The organism is Aeromonas sp. 3P (assembly GCF_051919745.1).
GTDB lineage: Bacteria > Pseudomonadota > Gammaproteobacteria > Enterobacterales > Aeromonadaceae > Aeromonas > Aeromonas veronii.
Window position 1 is genome coordinate 950,076 of the sequence record NZ_JBQBED010000001.1, and the last position, 17,745, is coordinate 967,820.

General features: G+C 57.0%; 15 protein-coding genes and 1 pseudogene. 12 read left to right on the top strand and 4 right to left on the bottom strand.

Going from position 1 to position 17,745, the window contains the following annotated elements:
* Positions 1 to 4: 4 nt before the first annotated feature.
* A complete protein-coding gene (locus ACTG19_RS04200) occupies positions 5 to 1,420 on the top strand; it encodes an FAD-dependent oxidoreductase (RefSeq protein ID WP_338710029.1) in 1,416 nt (471 codons plus the stop codon).
* Positions 1,421 to 1,495: 75 nt separating this feature from the next.
* On the opposite strand, the gene ACTG19_RS04205 is transcribed toward ACTG19_RS04200, so the two are convergent.
* A complete protein-coding gene (locus tag ACTG19_RS04205) occupies positions 1,496 to 2,074 on the bottom strand; it encodes an O-methyltransferase (protein WP_439988773.1) in 579 nt (192 codons plus the stop codon).
* Positions 2,075 to 2,361: 287 nt separating this feature from the next.
* Between ACTG19_RS04205 and ACTG19_RS04210 the strand changes: the two genes are divergently transcribed.
* Positions 2,362 to 3,657, top strand: coding sequence for a DEAD/DEAH box helicase (locus ACTG19_RS04210; protein ID WP_005337380.1), 1,296 nt, complete (start codon positions 2,362 to 2,364; stop codon positions 3,655 to 3,657).
* Between the two features lie 98 nt (positions 3,658 to 3,755).
* Positions 3,756 to 4,406, top strand: coding sequence for a DUF2913 family protein (locus ACTG19_RS04215; RefSeq protein WP_069529674.1), 651 nt, complete (start codon positions 3,756 to 3,758; stop codon positions 4,404 to 4,406).
* 94 nt (positions 4,407 to 4,500) lie between these two features.
* Here ACTG19_RS04215 and ACTG19_RS04220 read toward each other — a convergent pair whose 3' ends face one another.
* From ACTG19_RS04220 to ACTG19_RS04230, 3 genes and pseudogenes are all read right to left on the bottom strand, one after another.
* The gene (locus ACTG19_RS04220) at positions 4,501 to 4,740 is read right to left on the bottom strand and encodes a FeoC-like transcriptional regulator (protein WP_439988774.1); all 240 of its coding nucleotides are present in this window, start codon (positions 4,738 to 4,740) and stop codon (positions 4,501 to 4,503) included.
* Positions 4,737 to 7,006, bottom strand: a pseudogene (gene feoB / locus ACTG19_RS04225) (Fe(2+) transporter permease subunit FeoB). The gene ACTG19_RS04220 and the pseudogene feoB overlap by 4 nt, the downstream one beginning before the upstream one ends.
* A gap of 128 nt (positions 7,007 to 7,134) precedes the next feature.
* Positions 7,135 to 7,362 (bottom strand): FeoA family protein, encoded by a 228-nt coding sequence (locus tag ACTG19_RS04230; protein WP_005337384.1) that lies wholly within the window; start codon positions 7,360 to 7,362, stop codon positions 7,135 to 7,137.
* A 119-nt stretch (positions 7,363 to 7,481) separates the two neighbouring features.
* On the opposite strand from ACTG19_RS04230, the gene ACTG19_RS04235 reads away from it, so the two are divergent.
* The 9 genes from ACTG19_RS04235 (at position 7,482) to ACTG19_RS04275 (ending at position 17,657) form a co-directional block, all read left to right on the top strand.
* Complete coding sequence (locus ACTG19_RS04235) at positions 7,482 to 7,811, top strand: translation initiation factor (protein WP_047439400.1); 330 nt, start codon at positions 7,482 to 7,484, stop codon at positions 7,809 to 7,811.
* 259 nt (positions 7,812 to 8,070) lie between these two features.
* Positions 8,071 to 8,628 carry a TMEM165/GDT1 family protein gene (locus ACTG19_RS04240; protein WP_005337386.1) on the top strand — a complete coding sequence of 186 codons (558 nt, stop codon included), beginning with the start codon at positions 8,071 to 8,073 and terminating at the stop codon, positions 8,626 to 8,628.
* 163 nt (positions 8,629 to 8,791) lie between these two features.
* Complete coding sequence (locus ACTG19_RS04245) at positions 8,792 to 9,730, top strand: DUF2157 domain-containing protein (RefSeq protein ID WP_439988775.1); 939 nt, start codon at positions 8,792 to 8,794, stop codon at positions 9,728 to 9,730.
* Entirely contained in the window at positions 9,723 to 10,727 is a 1,005-nt protein-coding gene (locus ACTG19_RS04250; protein ID WP_201902121.1) for a DUF4401 domain-containing protein, read from the top strand. Before ACTG19_RS04245 ends, ACTG19_RS04250 begins: the two co-directional genes overlap by 8 nt.
* Positions 10,724 to 11,242, top strand: coding sequence for a GDYXXLXY domain-containing protein (locus ACTG19_RS04255; RefSeq protein WP_439988776.1), 519 nt, complete (start codon positions 10,724 to 10,726; stop codon positions 11,240 to 11,242). The genes ACTG19_RS04250 and ACTG19_RS04255 overlap by 4 nt, the downstream gene beginning before the upstream one ends.
* A 71-nt stretch (positions 11,243 to 11,313) precedes the next feature.
* Positions 11,314 to 12,060, top strand: a complete 747-nt coding sequence (locus ACTG19_RS04260; RefSeq protein WP_439988777.1) for a substrate-binding periplasmic protein — start codon at positions 11,314 to 11,316, stop codon at positions 12,058 to 12,060.
* A 130-nt stretch (positions 12,061 to 12,190) separates the two neighbouring features.
* Entirely contained in the window at positions 12,191 to 12,937 is a 747-nt protein-coding gene (locus ACTG19_RS04265) for a substrate-binding periplasmic protein (RefSeq protein WP_439988778.1), read from the top strand.
* A 139-nt stretch (positions 12,938 to 13,076) separates the two neighbouring features.
* Complete coding sequence (locus ACTG19_RS04270; RefSeq protein WP_042056222.1) at positions 13,077 to 13,832, top strand: substrate-binding periplasmic protein; 756 nt, start codon at positions 13,077 to 13,079, stop codon at positions 13,830 to 13,832.
* Positions 13,833 to 15,068: 1,236 nt separating this feature from the next.
* Entirely contained in the window at positions 15,069 to 17,657 is a 2,589-nt protein-coding gene (locus ACTG19_RS04275) for an AAA family ATPase (RefSeq protein ID WP_439988779.1), read from the top strand.
* Positions 17,658 to 17,745: the final 88 nt, after the last annotated feature.

Below are 17,745 nucleotides of genomic sequence, written 5' to 3' on the forward strand. Positions count from 1 at the left end.
CCCTATGAGCCAGAACGTATTTCAGTTTATCGATGTCCAGCGGGTCGACCCGCCCAAGAAGCCGCTCAAGATCCGCAAAATCCAGTTTGTGGAGATCTACGAGTCCTTCAATCAGCCGCAGGTACAGATGCAGGCGGATCGCTGCCTCGAGTGCGGCAACCCCTATTGCGAGTGGAAGTGTCCGGTCCACAACTACATCCCCAACTGGCTGAAACTGGCCAAAGAGGGGCGCATTCTTGAGGCGGTGGAGCTCTCCCACCAGACCAACAGCCTGCCGGAAGTGTGCGGTCGGGTCTGCCCGCAGGATCGCCTCTGCGAGGGCTCCTGTACCCTCAACGATCGCTTCGGTGCGGTGACCATCGGCAATATCGAAAAGTACATCACCGACAAGGCGTTCGAGATGGGCTGGAAGCCCGACCTCTCGAACGTGGTCAAGACCGGCAAGCGGGTCGCCGTTATTGGCGCCGGCCCGGCGGGTCTTGCCTGTGCCGATGTGCTGGCACGCAACGGCGTCACCCCGGTGGTGTTTGACAAATATCCCGAAATTGGCGGCCTGCTCACCTTCGGTATCCCCTCCTTCAAGCTGGAAAAAGAGGTGATGCAGCGTCGCCGCGAGATCTTCCAGGGGATGGGCGTGGAGTTTCGTCTCGAGACCGAAGTGGGCAAGGACATCACCTTCGCCGATCTGCTCGGCGAGTTCGATGCGGTCTTCCTCGGGGTCGGTACCTACAAGTACATGAAGGGTGGCTTTGCCAACGAAGAGGCGCCGGGTGTCTATGACGCCCTGCCCTACCTCATCGCCAACGCCAACCGCTTGCTGGGGTTCGAGAAGGCACAAGCCGACTACATCGACTTCGCCGGCAAGCAGGTGGTGGTGCTGGGCGGTGGCGATACCGCCATGGACTGCGTGCGTACCGCCATCCGTCAGGGGGCTGACAAGGTGATCTGCGCCTATCGCCGCGACGAGGAGAACATGCCGGGCTCCAAGCGGGAGGTGAAAAATGCCCGCGAGGAGGGGGTTGAGTTCATGTTCAACCTGCAACCGGTGGCAGTCGAACTGGATGCCAACGGTCGCACAGTCGGCATCAAAGTAGTGAGCACCGAGCTGGGTGAACCCGACGCCAATGGCCGCCGCAATCCGGTGATCATCGAGGGCTCCGAGCAGGTGCTGGCTGCCGATGCGGTGGTGATGGCGTTTGGCTTCCAGCCCAACCCCCAGCCCTGGATGGCGGAGTTCGGCATCGAGCTCGACAACCGGGATCGCATCAAGGCCCGCGAGCAGGCGGAATATGCCTTCCAGACCAGCAACCCCAAGGTGTTCGCCGGTGGCGACGCGGTACGTGGCTCCGATCTGGTGGTGACCGCCATCTACGAAGGGCGCAAAGCGGCCGAAGGGATCATGGACTATCTGGCGGTCTGATCCGACCGACCAAGACCCTGATGCGCTTTCACAATCAGCCTCGCCAATGCGAGGCTGATTTTTTGTAGCTACCCCCTACAAACGCACCACCAGCCACTCCCCCTTACCGACCGGCACCAGCGAGGTGGCAAAGGCCGGATCCTGCCCGACCTCGTTCATCCACTCCACCATCTCGCTGCGATGAGAGATGGCGTTATCGACCACCAGCAGGCCACGGGGTGCCAGCAGGCGGCGGATCTGCGGCCACCATGCCAAGTAGTGCTGACGATCCGAATCGAGGAAGATGAGCTGATAGCCGCCTTGCGGCAAGGTCGGTAGCAACTCGCCCGCATCCCCTGCCAGCAAGGTTACCCAGGGGGCCAACCCTGCCCTCTGAAAGTTGTCATGGGCCAGCACGCGCTTATCCTCATCCAGCTCAATGGTGGTAACGTGCCCCTCCAGCCGACGCACAGCTTCTGCCAGCCAGAGTGTGGAGTAACCATTGGAGGTGCCAATCTCCAGCACCGCCTGCGCCCCACGGGTCTGCACCAATATTGACAGCAACTCCCCCGTGTCGCGGGTGATATTGAGCAACTTGCGGTGGCGAGCCTGCTGCATGCTGTCATTGCGCTCGCCAAGCTGCTCCAGCTGGCGTTTTAACTGTTCCAGTTCCATTGATATCCCTCTCGTCCTTGCCCAAAACCGTTAGCCCACACCTCCAAGCTTGGCATTTGGGAGTCAAATGATTGCTTTCAACCGCCATTCACACCACAAAGGATGAGAAAAGGACAACCATTTGAGGCAGAATTTGTGACGTCTATCTGTTACACTTCGCGCCCGCCATTTTCCGGCTCACTCTCTGACTTGATGTCAGGCGCAGCCGTCGGTGGTTACAACCTCCGTCTCGCTCATGCCGAGCTAACCAAGCCAAACACAGCCCAGCTGGAACACAGGAACCCATTATGAGATTTGAATCGTTCGATTTTGCCCCCGAGATTTTGCGTGCTGTCTCAGATTGCGGTTATCAGGAGATGACCCCTGTGCAGCAACAGGCGATCCCGGCCATTCGCCGTGGCCGCGATGTGCTGGCCAGCGCCCAGACCGGTACCGGCAAGACCGCCGCCTTCGCCCTGCCCATCTTGCAGCGTCTGGTAGACAATCCGGCGCCAGTCCAGCCTTCCAACGCCCGTGTGCTGATCCTGACCCCGACCCGCGAGCTGGCGGCTCAGGTGGCGAGCAACATCAATGACTTCGCCAAGTATCTCGATATCACCACCATCACCATCGTCGGCGGTGGCAAGCAGGACGTGCAGGCCAAGAAGCTCAAAGCGGGCGCTCACATCATTGTGGCCACCCCGGGCCGTCTACTGGAGCACCTCACCGCCTGCAACCTCAGCCTCTCCGGCGTCGAGTGTCTGGTGATGGATGAAGCGGATCGCATCCTCGACATGGGCTTCAGTGCCGATGTGCAGAAGATCCTGCAAGCGGTCAACAAGACCCGTCAAAACCTGCTCTTCTCCGCCACCTTCTCCGATGCGGTGAAGAAGCTGGCCAACCTGATGCTGGACAGACCGCAGATCGTCAGCGTCAACAAGCAGAATTCCACCGCCGACACCGTCAGCCACACCGTCTATCCGGTCGAGCAGAAGCGCAAGCGCGAGCTGCTCTCAGAGCTGATTGGCAAGCAGAACTGGCAGCAGGTGCTGGTGTTCGCCAGTACCCGCGAGAGCTGTGATGTGCTGGTCGAGGAGCTGAACCTCGACGGCATCAAGTCCGCCGTGGTCCATGGCGAGAAGGCTCAGGGCAACCGTCGCCGCGCCCTGCGCGAATTCATGGAAGGCAAGGTACGGGTACTGGTGGCCACCGAAGTGGCCGCCCGTGGTCTGGATATCCCGGACCTGGAATACGTGGTCAACTATGATCTGCCGTTCCTGGCGGAAGATTACGTGCACCGCATCGGTCGTACCGGTCGTGCCGGCAAGCGCGGCATGGCCATCTCCTTCGTCAGCCGTGAAGAGGAGCGCACCCTGCTGGAGATCGAGGCCCTGATCGGCCAGAAGATCCGTCGCATCATGGTGCCGGGCTATGAGGTGAGCAGCCGTGACGAGCTGATCAAACAGCTGCAAGAGCGTCGCCGCTTCGGCAAGCGCCCGCAGCGTGAAGATAACGCCGTAGCCCAGGTGATGGCCGAAGCCAAGCTGCAGGGTCAGCGCCTCAAGCGTCTGGCCGCCGCCAAGAAGCCCCGTCAGCCGAAATAAGGCGGGCAGTTGCTCTATTGAACCGCAAAGGCGCCACTGGCGCCTTTGCCATCTCTGTCATCGGTGTTGACCCCTGGTGGTCAACTCAAGGATTGCTTATGACCTCTCCGACCTACAATCAGGCCCTGCTCGAGATGGCCACTCAAAGCCTGGCCGAACTGGCCCGCACCGCCGAGCAAAAGGCGGGCAAGCGCACTCCGGCGCAAGAGAGCCACTTTCTCTGCACCTGGATGGCTGACTCCCTCAAGGAGAAGCGCTTCTCCCGTCTGGTGATGGAAGATTTGAAAGCTTGGGTGCAGCTTGGCCGCACGCTGGGTGCGGGTGCCGATCTCAAGGGATTGCTGGAGCGCATCGCCTTCCAGTACCAGTGCGCCATGACCAACCCGCAACAACTGGGGGCCAAGCTGGCGGCGCTGCTGGAGGAGCTCTCAGCGGCAGGCTGGCTGGTGCTGACCGAGAGCGAAGTGAACGCCAAGCTGCGCCTGCAATCGGGCGGGCAGGCGAGTCTGGTGGTAAGCCATAGCGAATATGAAGGCCATATCGAGGACGGTGAGCTTGTCAAACCCCTCACCCTCTATGTGCGCGGTGACGAGAAGGTGCTGGCCGAGGCGGCCTTCAAGCACGGCCTGCTGCTGAGCCAGGGCAACAAGAAGACCACCCTGGTCAAACATCACAAGGCCTACCGGCTGATGCCGGACAACGCCCAACCGGCGCTGGCACTGCTGAGCGAGGCTCGCCAAGGCGCCTGATCCCGCCTGTTTTCAACAATAAAAACGGCAGACCCTTGTGCAGGATCTGCCGTTTTTTATTGTTCGATGTTTGATGATGAGGTTGGGTAGTCGTTTAGCGGATCTTGATGCCAATCTGGCCCGCGTCACACCACTCGAACATCACCTCTTCGCTCTTGCCGCAGCAACTGCCACCACAGACCCGGCTTTCACGCTTGATGACCCGCCCCTTGCGCATCCAGACGCCGAGCATGGCCTCCACCACATCTTCCGAGGTGTGGAAGTGGCGAGCCAGATCACGCCGGCTCACCTTCTGCTGCGCGGCGAGGTAATCCCCCAGCTCGCGCAGGATCATAAGGTCACCACCTTGCGGGCAACGATGTCACCGTGACGGCGACCGGCCCACCAGAGCAGTCCCAGAGAGAGGCCGTAGCTGACGATCCAGAACAGGCTCTGCTCCGGGTGAGCGGCGAAGGTGGCCACCTGATAGAAGAGGGTCGCGCACATAAAGGCCATATAGTTGCACCATACCGCCGTCATCAGCGCCCACTGACGACCGGTTTCCCGCACCAGCGCGCCCATGGCGGCGGCGCAAGGCATGTAGAGCAGCACGAACAAGAGGTAGGCAAAGGCACCGGCCGCCCCGTCGAAGTGGGTCTGCATATTGCCGTAGGTGGAGACATCCACCTCCTGCGCCTCGGCGGCAGCTTTCTGATCGTCGAGGTTGCCAACATCAAGTCCCATGGGGTCGCTCGGGTTGATCTCCGCCAGATTGGCCGCCACGGCATCGATCGCCTCGTGGAAACTGGCCACCAGCGAGAACTCGCTCTCCTCCTCTGCATCGCCACCACCGGCGTAGAGACTGTTGAGGGTTCCGACCACCGCCTCTTTGGCGAAGATACCGGTGACGATACCGACCGTGGCCTGCCAGTTGTCATCGCGTACACCGATGGGGTGCAGCACCGGGGTCACCGCTTGGCTTATCTTGCTCAGAACCGAGCTCTCCTGCTCCTGATGGCCAAAGCTGCCATCGGTACCCAGGGAATTGAGCACGCTCAGCACGGCAACCACCAGCACGATGGTTTTACCGGCGCCAAAGACGAAGGATTTGAGCTTCTGCCAGGTCTTGATGGCAACGTTGACCGGTCGCGGCCACTCGTAATCCGGCATCTCCATCAGCATGGAGTCGCTCTTGCCCGGCAGCAGGGTGCTACGCAGCAACAGGCCGGTGAGCACCGCCACCAGAATGCCGATGAGGTAGAGACCGAACACCAGGTTCTGGCCTGATTCAGGGAAGAAAGCCACCGCAAACAGGGCGTAAACCGGCAGACGGGCACCGCACGACATGAAGGGGGCCATGGCGGAGGTCATCAGCCGCTCCCGCTCGGAGTTGAGGGTACGGGTCGCCATCACCGAGGGGACGGTACAGCCAAAGCCCATCAGCATCGGCACGAACGCCTTGCCCGGCAGGCCGAGGCGGCGCATCAGGGCATCCACCACGAAGGCGGCACGGGCCAGATAGCCGGAGCTCTCCAGCACCGCGAGGAAGAGATAGAGGCAGCCAATCACCGGAATAAAGGTGGCCACGGTCTGCAAACCAACGCCGAAGCCGTCTGCCAGAATGGCGCCCAGCCACTCGGGGGCATTGACCAGCCCCAGCAGGTGGTGCACCCCATCGACAAACAGGGCGCCGCCCATGATGTCAAAGAAGTCGATAAAGGCGCTGCCAACGTTGATGGCAAACAGGAACATCAGGTACATGACAAACAGGAAGAAGGGGATGCCAATCCAGCGATTGAGCAGCACCCGATCCAGCCACTCGCTCTGGGCCTCGGTGAGCTTACCCTTCTGCTGACGAGCCTGTTGTACCCACTGGTGGATATGGCCGTAGCGAATATCCGCCAGTTGCAGGTCGATATCCTGTCCCTGATGGGCGCGAGCCACTACATTGGCGGCGGCCGCCTGCTGACCGGGCAGCAGAGTCTCCTGCATCACCGCATCCTCTTCCAGCAGGCGCAGGGCGCGGCCACGGGTAGTGAGGTGATGCGGGGCGAGCAGGGTCTCCAGCTCCGCCAGATCGGTTTCAAGCTCGTGGCCGTATCGAGCTGCAAGGCGGCTTGCGGCTGACCGATAAACTGGCGGATCTGCTGTTTGAAGGCGGCAACCTGCTTGCTGTTGTGGGCAGAGAGGGCCACCACCGGGCAACCGAGGGATTTGCCGAGCTTGCTCTCGTCGATGACGATGCGGCGCTTTTGCAGGATATCCAGCTTGTTGAGCACCACCACCATCGGCAGGCCCAGTTCGCGCAGTTGCAGCGTGAGGTAGAGGGAGCGCTCCAGATTGGCGGCGTCGATGACGTTGAGCAGCAGGTCGGGTTGTTGGCCCTGGGCAAAGCGGCTGGCGATCTGCTCGTCCAAGCTGCCGTCCTGACTGGCCAGGCTATAGATGCCGGGCAGATCCATCAGCTTGAAGTGATGCTCACCCGCGCTGAATTCACCCATCTTCTTGTCGACGGTGACACCACTCCAGTTGCCTACCTGCTGGCGGGCGCCGGTCAGGGCGTTGAACAGGGAGGTCTTGCCGCTATTGGGGTTACCTACCGTTACCAGGGAATAATTCATACCAGCTCTACCTCTATTTTCTTCTGAACCCGCCGCGTGCGTGTGGCAAGCTGCTTTGCAGGTTCGACTTCTTGTCTCTGAACCGCTCCCGGTGACTTTCTTGACCGAAGCGGTAGCCGAACAGGGGTTTATACCGGCTCGACTTCTATTTGCTGGGCCAGACTCTTTTGCATGGAGAGACAGATCCCCTGGCACTGGATCTGGAGCGGGTCCCCCAGGGGGGCGGAGCGCAGATAGATGACTTCAGTCTGGGGCAACAGGCCCATCACCATCAGTTTGCGGCGCAGCGGCCGGGCGAGCTGATTCATATTCTTGATGCGAGCACTCTGTCCCGGTGACAACTGCGTGAGTACCATGACTGACTCCTGAAGTTAAACAATAATAATTCGCTTTTACTTGGGGCATTATAAGCTGTGTCTTCAACTTTTATTTGAGTAAAATCAAACTCCGCTTAGCTAACCCATAAAGTATTGCCATGAGTCACGACAACAACAGCCGCCTCGTTTACAGCACAGATGGCGGCATGATCAAGGAGCAGAGCGCTCCCCAATCCGCCTCCCCCTTCCCCACCGACGGCACCGTGCGCATTCGCCGCGAGACCAAGGGGCGCAAGGGTGCCGGGGTGATCACCATTCATGGCGTACCCGCCGATCAGCAAAAATCCCTGGCCACCCTGCTCAAGAAAAAGTGCGGCACCGGAGGCGGTATCAAGGAAGGGATAATCGAGATCCAGGGGGATAAACGGGACCTGATCAAAACCGAGCTGGAGAAAGCCGGTTTCAGCGTCAAGCTGGTGGGTGGCTGATCCCCTTGTCACTCATGCGGTTTTTCCCTAGAATGCCCGCTCCCATCGAGGGGGAGTAGTCTCGCACGCCGGTGCCATCCATTGCATGAATACCGGTTTGCGACCCTGATCAACATACTTGGTGCCAAATCACCATGGTCAGGGTGATCCATGCCAGCCATGGATTTGACAAGACCTTTGACGGGCCAGTGCCAATACCGGGGACGGATGGCGCAGGCTTGTCTTTGGTTTATAACAATTCCGTCCCCCGGTCATTTTTATGGAAGCCTTGTTAACCTCAACCCTCAGCGTCGCTATTGCCGAAATCGGCGATAAAACCCAGCTGTTGGCGTTGCTGCTCATCTGCCGTTTTCGCAAGCCCTGGCCCATCATCGCCGGCATGCTGGCGGCTACCCTGCTCAACCATGCGGGCGCTGCCTGGATTGGCGAGTTCATCAGTCGCTGGCTCGATCCCAAGATAATGACCTGGCTGGTCGCCATCGCCTTTATCGCCATGGCTATCTGGATTTTGGTGCCGGACAAGATGGATGACGAGGAGAGCTCGCTGGATAAATACGGCCCCTTTATGGCCACCTTCGTACTCTTCTTCATCGCCGAGATCGGCGACAAGACCCAGATCGCCACCGTATTGCTGGCCGCCAAGTATGACTCGCTGGTGCAGGTCATTACCGGGACCACCCTCGGCATGATGCTGGCCAACGTGCCTGTGGTGCTGATCGGCAAGCTGGGGGCAGACAAGCTGCCGCTCAAGGGGATCCGCATCGCCTGCGCCATCCTCTTCGTCGGCCTCGGGGTGAGCACCCTGATCTTTGCCTGATCGCCTTTTCCGCTGACCAAGCCCTCCACCTCGGAGGGCTTTTTGTTTACTGCTGTGTCTATTGCGTAATCCGCTGTCGCAACCACCAGCCGTAGAGCCAAGGGGCAGTGCACGGTTGCGGGTGCCTCATGCCATAATGGGGCAAACCTCGCGGAGTCCCCCCATGCACAACGTATCAAGAGAGACGCTTCTCGAATGGGTCAAACAGGGACGGCTAGCGCCAGAGAAGCTGGTGGACGCCCTGACCCTCGCCGATCTTCCCCCCCATCCGGCGCGCTGGCAGTGGCTGTTTGACCGGCTGTTGCTCTGGCTCGGTGCCCTTTGCATCGGGGCCGGCCTTATTTTCTTCGTCGCCTTCAACTGGCAAGAGCTGGGCCGGGTCTCCCGCCTCGCCCTGCTGGAGGCGCCGCTGCTCGCCATGCTGCTTCTGCTGTGGCGCAAACCGTTGGGGGATACCCCCCGTCAGGCGCTGCTGCTCGCTATCGCCCTCAATATCGGCGCCCTGCTGGCGCTGGTGGGTCAGACCTACCAGACCGGCGCCGATCCCTGGCAGCTGTTCGCCACCTGGGCGCTGATGCTGGTGCCGCTGGCGACATTTGGCCAAATTCCCCTGCTCTGGACCTTGAGCTGGCTGCTCGGCCAGCTGGCGCTGGTGCTCTACTGGCGGCTCGGCCTGTTCACGCTCTTCTTTACCTTCGATGAAGAGGGATTGGGCTGGTGCCTTACCCTGCTCAACGCTGCCCTCTGGGGTCTGCTTCTGCTGGCACCAAACCGCTGGCGCCTGATGCCAAGCTGGCTGGCGGGCCTTGCTGCCGGTCTGGGAGCTACCCTGCTCACCCTGCTGGCGCTGTTTGATGCCGCCTCTGCGCTGGTGTGGCCGCTCTGGCTTGGCTGGCTCGCTGCGGCCTATGCCCTTTGGCATCACAGATTTATCGCCGGACTCGCCATGGGGTGCCTCAGTCTGATTGCCGTCATCCTCGCGGCGCTGGGCAAGTGGATGGAGCCCGACATCAACGGCTTCTTGCTGCTGAGCCTGATTGCCATCGGCCTTTCGGTCACCGCCGCCCGCTGGCTGCAACAACAACGGAGGTCTCATGAGTGATCTGACCCTTTGGCAAACGCTGCAACAGGCCAATCTGGTGGAAGGGGAGATGCCCCGTGATACCCAACCCCACTGGTCGAGCCGCTTTCTGCTGGGGCTGGTGGGCTGGATTGCCGCCCTGTTCCTGCTCTTTTTCCTGTTTCTCACCTTCGAGCAGCTGACCCGCGAGGCCAACAGTGCCCTGCTGCTGGGTGCCGTGCTGCTGGCGGGGGCCTACGCCCTCAATCGCAGCCAAAGCGGCGATCTCTGGGATCAGTTCGTGCTGGCCCTCACCCTGGCGGCTGATGCCTGGCTGCTCTATGGCCTGCTCGATCAGCTGGATCTCCATCACGCCCTGCTCTGGTTTGGGTTGTGCCTGCTGTCGCTCGCCATCGCCGTGCTGTTCGATCACTGGCTGGTGCGGCTGTTTCACAGCGTGGCGGCGGCCCTGCTGCTCACCCTTGGCCTTGCCTGCCTCGGGCTGCAACTGCTGGCCCTGCCGCTGGTGATGGCGGCCATCACCTTCTGCTGGCTGCGGGCAGATAGGGATCCAGAGCGCCACCAGCTCTACCACTCCATCACGTTGGGGCTGGCCCTCTCGCTGCTGGTGCTGGGCCGTCTGCACCACCCGCTGTGGGATGGCGGCAGCAGCGTGCTGGACGAGCTGGGGCTGTCCCGCCTGCCGCTCTGGCTCAATCCGCTGCTCTGCGCCGCCCTGCTGCTGGCGGTGATGGTGAAACTCAAGCTCCCCCTGCTGTTTGGCCTGCCGCTGGTGCTGATCAGCGCCATCATCCCCGGCATGGGGGCAGGCGCACTGGTGCTGATCCTCGGGTTTTATGCCGGCAGTCTGGGGCTGATGACCCTCTCGGCCTTGCTGCTGCTCGGTTATGGCTCGCTCTATTACTACGATCTGGGGCTCACCCTGATGACCAAATCCTGGCTGCTGCTGGGCTCCGGCATCCTGCTGCTGGGGGCCCGCCAGCTGCTCACCACCTTCGCGGCAAGGAGCGATTCATGAAACCCGTCACCCGACAGCTCGCCCTGTTGCTGAGCGGCCTCGCCATCCTGGCAGGCATCAATGCCACCGTCTGGCGCTATGAGCACGCCATGAGCAGCGGCGAAGTGGTGCTGCTGCGGCTCGCTCCGGTCGATCCCCGCTCCCTGATGCAGGGGGATTACATGCGGCTCAACTATGAAATTGCCCGCGAGCTGACCAGCCGCGACGCCCGTGCTAATCAAGACAAGGGCAGCGACACCCTGGTGATCCGCCTCGATGCCCATCAGGTGGCCACTCTGGTGGCCGATGGCAAACCGGATCGGCTCGCCAGCGATGAGCGGCTATTGCAGGTGCACCAGAGCGAGCGGCAGTGGCAGATTGGCCCCGATGCCTACTTCTTTGAAGAGGGCACGGCAGAGCAGTACGAAGCGGCCCGCTACGGCGAGTTCCGGCTGCAAGCGGATGGCAAGACCCTGCTGGTGGGGCTGCGGGATGAGGCCTACCAGCCCATCGGGCAGATCCGCGCCCGCTGGTAACGGCAGTGAGTGGCTATTTACTCTGTTCATGGTCACACTCAAGGGAAGGTTGATCGCTAAGGATGTTCCCAATGAGGATATGGCTGATCTGTCATCTGTTGCTGCTCTGCTGGGCCTCGACGGCCCGGGCTGATCTGGGCAAGCTCGAGTACCTCACCGAAGAGTACCCCCCCTACAACTACAGCGATCCGCAAGGCCAGCCCACCGGCCTTGCGGTCGATCTGCTGCAGATGATCTGGCAACACAGCGGCGTGACACCCCAGCCGGTGCGCATCCTGCCCTGGGCACGAGGTTATTACTTGCTAACCCAGAAGCCCAACGTGGTGCTCTTCTCCACCGCCCGCACCCAGGCGCGGGAGGATCTCTTCAAGTGGGTCTGCCCCATCGGCTACTCGGAGTACATACTGCTGGGCCGCACAGCGCAGAACATCACCCTGACCGCCTTCGATCAGATGAGCCAGTACAAGATCAGCGCCGTGCGCTCGGACGCCGCCGAGCAGCTGCTGCTCAACAACGGCATGGATGACAACAACATCATCCCGGCCAACCGCCTGTCGCAGGGGTTGAAGATGCTGCTCTCCGGCCGCGCAGACCTGCTCGCCACCAGCAAACTGGCGGGATATGACGCCATCCGCGAACTGAAGCTGAGCAGCGACGACTTCAACGTGGCCATGGTGCTGAGCGCCGAGCAGCTCTGCTACGCCTTCAGCCGTCAGGTGCCCGACAGCGAAATCACCCTCTTTCAGCAGGGCCTGACCCGCGCCCTCGCCTCGGAGGAGTTTCGCAAATTGCAGGCCAAATACCTGCCGGTGCGCTGAGCACTCACTCACCCGATGGGCAGCAGTTCGCTGCCCATCTTATTGATGAAAGATGCAATAGAGGTGGCTAGCTATTCCCGCCGCAAGCAGTCAAACTGGGCTACATGGTTGATTGCGAAGGATCTTTCCCGTGCGGACATGGCACCTACCTCATCTGCTACTGCTCTTGTGGGCCACCTTCGCGCAGGCCGATCCGGGCAAACTCGAGTATCTGAGCGAAATCTCTCCCCCGTTTAATTTCAGCGACCAACAAGGGATGCCGACCGGATTGTCGGTGGAGCTGATGCTGCTTATCTGGAAAGCGCGGGGCGTGTCGCCCCAGCCAATCCGCATTATGCCCTGGGCCCGGGGCTACAACTTGTTGCAACAAAAACCCAATGTGGTGCTGTTTGCCACCGCCCGCACCCCGCAGCGGGAGGCACTCTTCAAGTGGGCCTGCCCCATCGATCACTCGGAGTTTGTGCTACTGGGGCGCAAGGCGGACAACATCACCCTAGGCTCGGAGGCCGAGATCAGCCGCTACAAGGTCGGCGTGGTGCGCTCTACCGTCTCCAAACAGCTGCTGCTCGAGCGCGGTATCGATGAGCGCCAGCTGATGCTGGCCAACCGCCTCACCCAGGCGGCCAAAATGCTCACCTCCGGTCGCGCCGATCTGTTTGCGACCAACAAGCTGGCGGGCTATCAAACCCTGCAGCAGCTCGGCTTCAAGCCGGATGACTTTCATGTCGCCTTCGTGCTGGATGCCAGACCGCTCTGCTACGCCTTCAGCCGTCAGGTGCCCGACAGCGAGGTCGCCCTCTTTCAGCAGGCGCTGACCCAGGTCGTCGCCTCGGCGGATTTCTCGGCCCTGCAAGCCAAATACCTGCCACTGCGCTAACGCCCTGATCACCGCTGGCATAGGGTGCGTGATGGCGGCGTGCACCCGCGCTTTTTTGCCAAACATGCTCCGTCGCCTTGGCGAAATCGGCCAGCTTGGTCACACTTGAGCAGATATTCCCTTGATCAGGATGGCAAAAATGAAACCATGGATTGGATTGGCCGGGGCGCTGCTGGCCACCCTCGCACAGGCGAGTCCTGAGCTCGGCAAACTGCACTACATCACCGAAGAGTACAAACCCTACAACTACGCCGATGCCAGCGGCGCCCCCACCGGCCTCGCGGTCGAACTGCTGCAACTGGTATGGAAAAAGACCAATACACCGGCGCAGCCCATCACCATCATGCCCTGGGCGCGCGGCTACTACCTGCTGACCCAAAAGCCCAATGCGGTGCTCTTTTCCACCGCCCGCACCCAGGCGCGGGATCCCCTGTTCAAGTGGGCCTGCCCCATCGGGTATGCCGAGATCGTGCTGGTGGGGCTGGCCGATCGCAATATCACCATCACCAAGCTCGACGATGCCAAGGCATTCAATATCGGGGCGGTGCGAGCCGATGTGGGGGAGCAATTGCTGCTCAACAACGGCTTTGACGAGACCAAACTGATGGCCGCCAACCGGCTGGCACAGGCGCTCAAGATGCTCACCTCAGGCCGGGTCGATCTGGTCTCCACCAACAAGACCACCATGGAGCAGCTGATCGTCGAGCAAAAACTCGACCCCGCCCGCTTCAAGGAGCAGTGGGTGCTGAGCTCGGAGCAGTTCTGCTTCGCCTTCAGCCATCCGGTGAGCGACGAGCTGGTCAAGGAGTTCCAGACCGGCTTGACCCAGGTGTTGGCGAGCAGCGAATACCCGCTGCTGCACAGCAAATACTTCCCAACCCCCGCAGCCAAATAGCGGAGCCGCGTCGAGCACCAACAACAAGGGGCCCACCGCGGGCCCCTTCGCTTTTTTCCGTTTGCGCTCCCCTCCTTTACCGTTTGCACTCCTCTCGCGGCGTCACCCCACCGCCCTGCCAGCTCCAAGCCCCGACAACCAACAACTAATCGCTAATTAATAAAAGTTTGTGCCAGCGCAAAAAATCACTCTTTTCTGATAGTTAGCTCATCAAAACCATAGATAAGACCACTCTGGCTCCGTAATATGGCGACGGGCGTCTGTTGACCCCTTTTCCGAGATCAATGGTCAACGGCGCAATCTGGTAGCGACAGTCAGGGGCGGTAGCGACTTTAGCGTAGGGTCGAGTAGGGTCGATTAGCGAAGCGTAATCGTCCACGGTAACCATCCCCTCTCCCCTTGCGGGAGAGGGTTAGGGTGAGGGGTCGGTAACGTCTTTGCCCTGCAACAGGGTATTGGCATGGCTTCGCCAGTAGGGTCGATTAGCGGAGCGTAATCGTCCACGGTCGCTGTTCCCTCTCCCCGTGCGGGAGAGGGTTAGGGTGACGGGGTCGGTAACGTCTTTGCCCTGCAACAAGGTATTGGCATGGCTTCGCCATGCAGGACGCGAGGACTCCGTCCTCGACGGGGTTTCGCCGCCGCTGCGCGGCTTGGCGAGTGACTTTGGAAAGACCCAAAGTCACCAAAGGTCTAATCCCCCACTTGTTCGCCCTCCTGCGTCGGGTTCCCTCGGTTCACCCGTTTGTCCCACGGCACGCGCCGATGGGCCATCCATGGCCCAGCGGCGCTCGCTCGGCGTCCTGCCTCGCGGCCTGGACAAACGGGCTCACCTCGGCGAACAACAGGGGGCAACACCCAGCCCGCAGCCCCGAGGCCAGTTAACAGGCGTAGGGTGCAATAAGCGCAGCGCATTGCACCGCGGTAACACTCCCCAGCCTATTCGGGGCAAAGATCGGGCGGGTTGTTGTCTCGCTGCCACCCCCTCGCCACCCCATGGCGAGAGCAGATTGTCGCACCTATGCAACAGGTATCATCGACATGGTTGCATAGGTGAAAAAAACATGGCGGGTATAACGGCAAGCGGCAGATATCCCAATTTGGAAACGGCTTTATATTGAAGGCCCGACAGTGAGTATTTCACCGTAATAACACCATATTTCTCGAACGTCCGATTACGCTTCGCTAATCGAACCTACGAACTATAAATAAATACATTTAATTGCCAAGGATATCAACATGACACCTATTGAAAAAATTAAGGGTTGGATTGAGGACAAACCAATCTGGTGGAAACACACTATACGTTTGGCATTAGTCAATGGAGAGCTAGATCAGGATGATATCAATGAGATATATCAAATTGCTAGAATTGAACATTATTTAGAAGATGAACAGCAATTTGATCGTTCTCGATTAGATGTAGCGTTAGATTTTTCTGGTTATACGACTGAAGTAGATAAAGTTAACTTGGCATCAATAGAAAATGTCCAAGGAGTCGGAGTTCTTCATGACGAACAAATTCTGAAATTTAATGAAAGTGGATGTTTTATTGTTTACGGTGATAATGGTGCTGGTAAGTCAAGTTATGCCAGCATTTTAAAGAATGCATGCCTAACTCGTGGATCATGTCCAACGATATTGGGAAATGTTTTTTCGGTAAACAATCCAACTCCAAGTGCAAATATTAGAATCACTGTAGGTGGAAAAGATGAGATTCACGCTTGGTCTTTAAACAAAGATATAATACCCTCTCTTAAAGCAATAAGGGTTTTTGATTCCACATCGGCTCAACACTATGTCAACAAAGAAGACTCCCTTGGTTTTAAACCATCAGGGCTAAATCTATTGACCGAACTAACCAAGACGATTAATAGAATCAAAGCATTTATTGATGAAGATACCATGGCAGGTAACGGCTTTATCAAAATTAATCCTTTGGAATCCAACTCAGTTACAGCTCAATTTTTCAATGACATATCTTACAAAACTAATGAGGCTGATGTACTTAATCATGTAGCCTCGAAAGAAGAAATATTGAGAATTGAACCTCTCTTGCAAGAGATATCTAAGTTTAAGTTACAAACACCAGAATCAATTAAAGCATCACTGCGTCAACAAATCGACATTTTAACTCCATTGTATCAATCAACAACAAACATTTTAAGGCACTTAGGAGATAAAGCATTTGAACGATTAGTCGAATTGCAAGATGATTATCATAAAAAGCAAAAGATTGCTGATGATATAATGCAGGCAACATTACAAGGATTACCTCTGGATACAATTGCAGGTATAGCTTGGCAAACAATGTGGACAGCCGCAAAGAACTTTATTAAGTCTGAACCAAAGGCTCATAACTTCCCACCTATTCAGGGTGATTCTTGCCCTTTATGTTTACAAGATATTTCTGAGGTCAGCGCTGAACGACTAGCTTCATTAAGCACGTTTTTAGCGAACTCAGCAGCTACAGATGCAAAAGATGCGCACAATTTACTTAAAAATGCTCTTTTAATGATTTCATCTCAAGATGTCAGCCTCACTAATCATAATGCTGCGCTAACAGAAATAGATAAGTTACAACCAGGAATGGCAGATAAGATAACTGTACTATTTAACACATTATCTGAACGTCAAAAGCTATTCACTACTTCATCATCATATCCAGCTAGCGACTCACCTCTAGATACTTCTGCTGCTACAGGATTATATACAGCTATTAACATAATCGCTGAACAATTAAGCTCAATTAATGATAATAATGACCTATCTAAACTAATAATTAAAAAGGAATCAGAGCTAAATGAAATCAAAGACAGGAAATACATACAGGAAAACCTTGAGCACATACTTAATAATATCAGAAGGCATAAAGTTATCGAGAAAATGAATAAAATAAGGAGTGAGTGTGATACAAGAGGCATCTCTTTGTTGTCATCAAAAATTTATCAGCAAGATGTAATAGAACCACTCAAAAACTCCTTTCAAAATGAATTGAAAAGTTTCGGTTTTACTCGTTTCTCTGTTGACGTACAGACAAGAAACTCTGGAGGTTATCAGCAATTTAAGTTATCGATAGCTGAATCTGGTGAACAAATTGTTGCGAAGGTGGCAAGCGAAGGAGAGCAACGCTGTATTGCTATAGCAGCTTTCTTGGCCGAAATGAAAGTTGATAACAGACAGTCCACTGTTATATTTGATGACCCAGTCAACTCATTGAGTCATCAATGGAGCTGCAAAATTGCAAAGAGGCTTATTGACGAATCTATAAATCGCCAAGTAATTATATTTACACATGATATAGTATTTTTTAAAATTCTGTTAGAGCAAGTGGAAATTCAACAAGCAAAATATGGGAGCTTAACTCTCGAAAGATCAAGAAAGCATGCAGGAATTGTCAGAGATAGCGCCCCTTGGGAAGCATTAACGACCTCCAAGCGTTTAAATTATTTGAACACCAAGCTTCAAAATTTAAGAAAAATCGATAAGGATGGAACAGAAAATGACTTCCATCGTGCCTCTAGAGAGTTTTATGGCTTACTCCGAGAGTCATGGGAACGTTTGATTGAAGAAAAGCTTCTGAACAAAGTAGTATGTAGATTTGAACGAGGTGTTTCTACGCAACGCTTGTCACGGCTAATTGACATATCGGAAAGTGACATACAATTAATAGATAATGCCATGAGTAAATGTAGTGCTTATTTTACCGGTCATGATAACGCCCCAGCTGTTGGTGCCCCCTGCCCAACTATTGATGAAGTGGAAGCAGACCTTTCTCAGATTAAATCATATCTGAGTGACTTACAGGTTCTAAGGAAAAGAACTTAACTTATTAAAGGCTTATTTAACGTCATCAAATTACATTTCCATATAAAGATTTGGGTTATCTCTATGACCATTAAAAACCGCAGCCTTG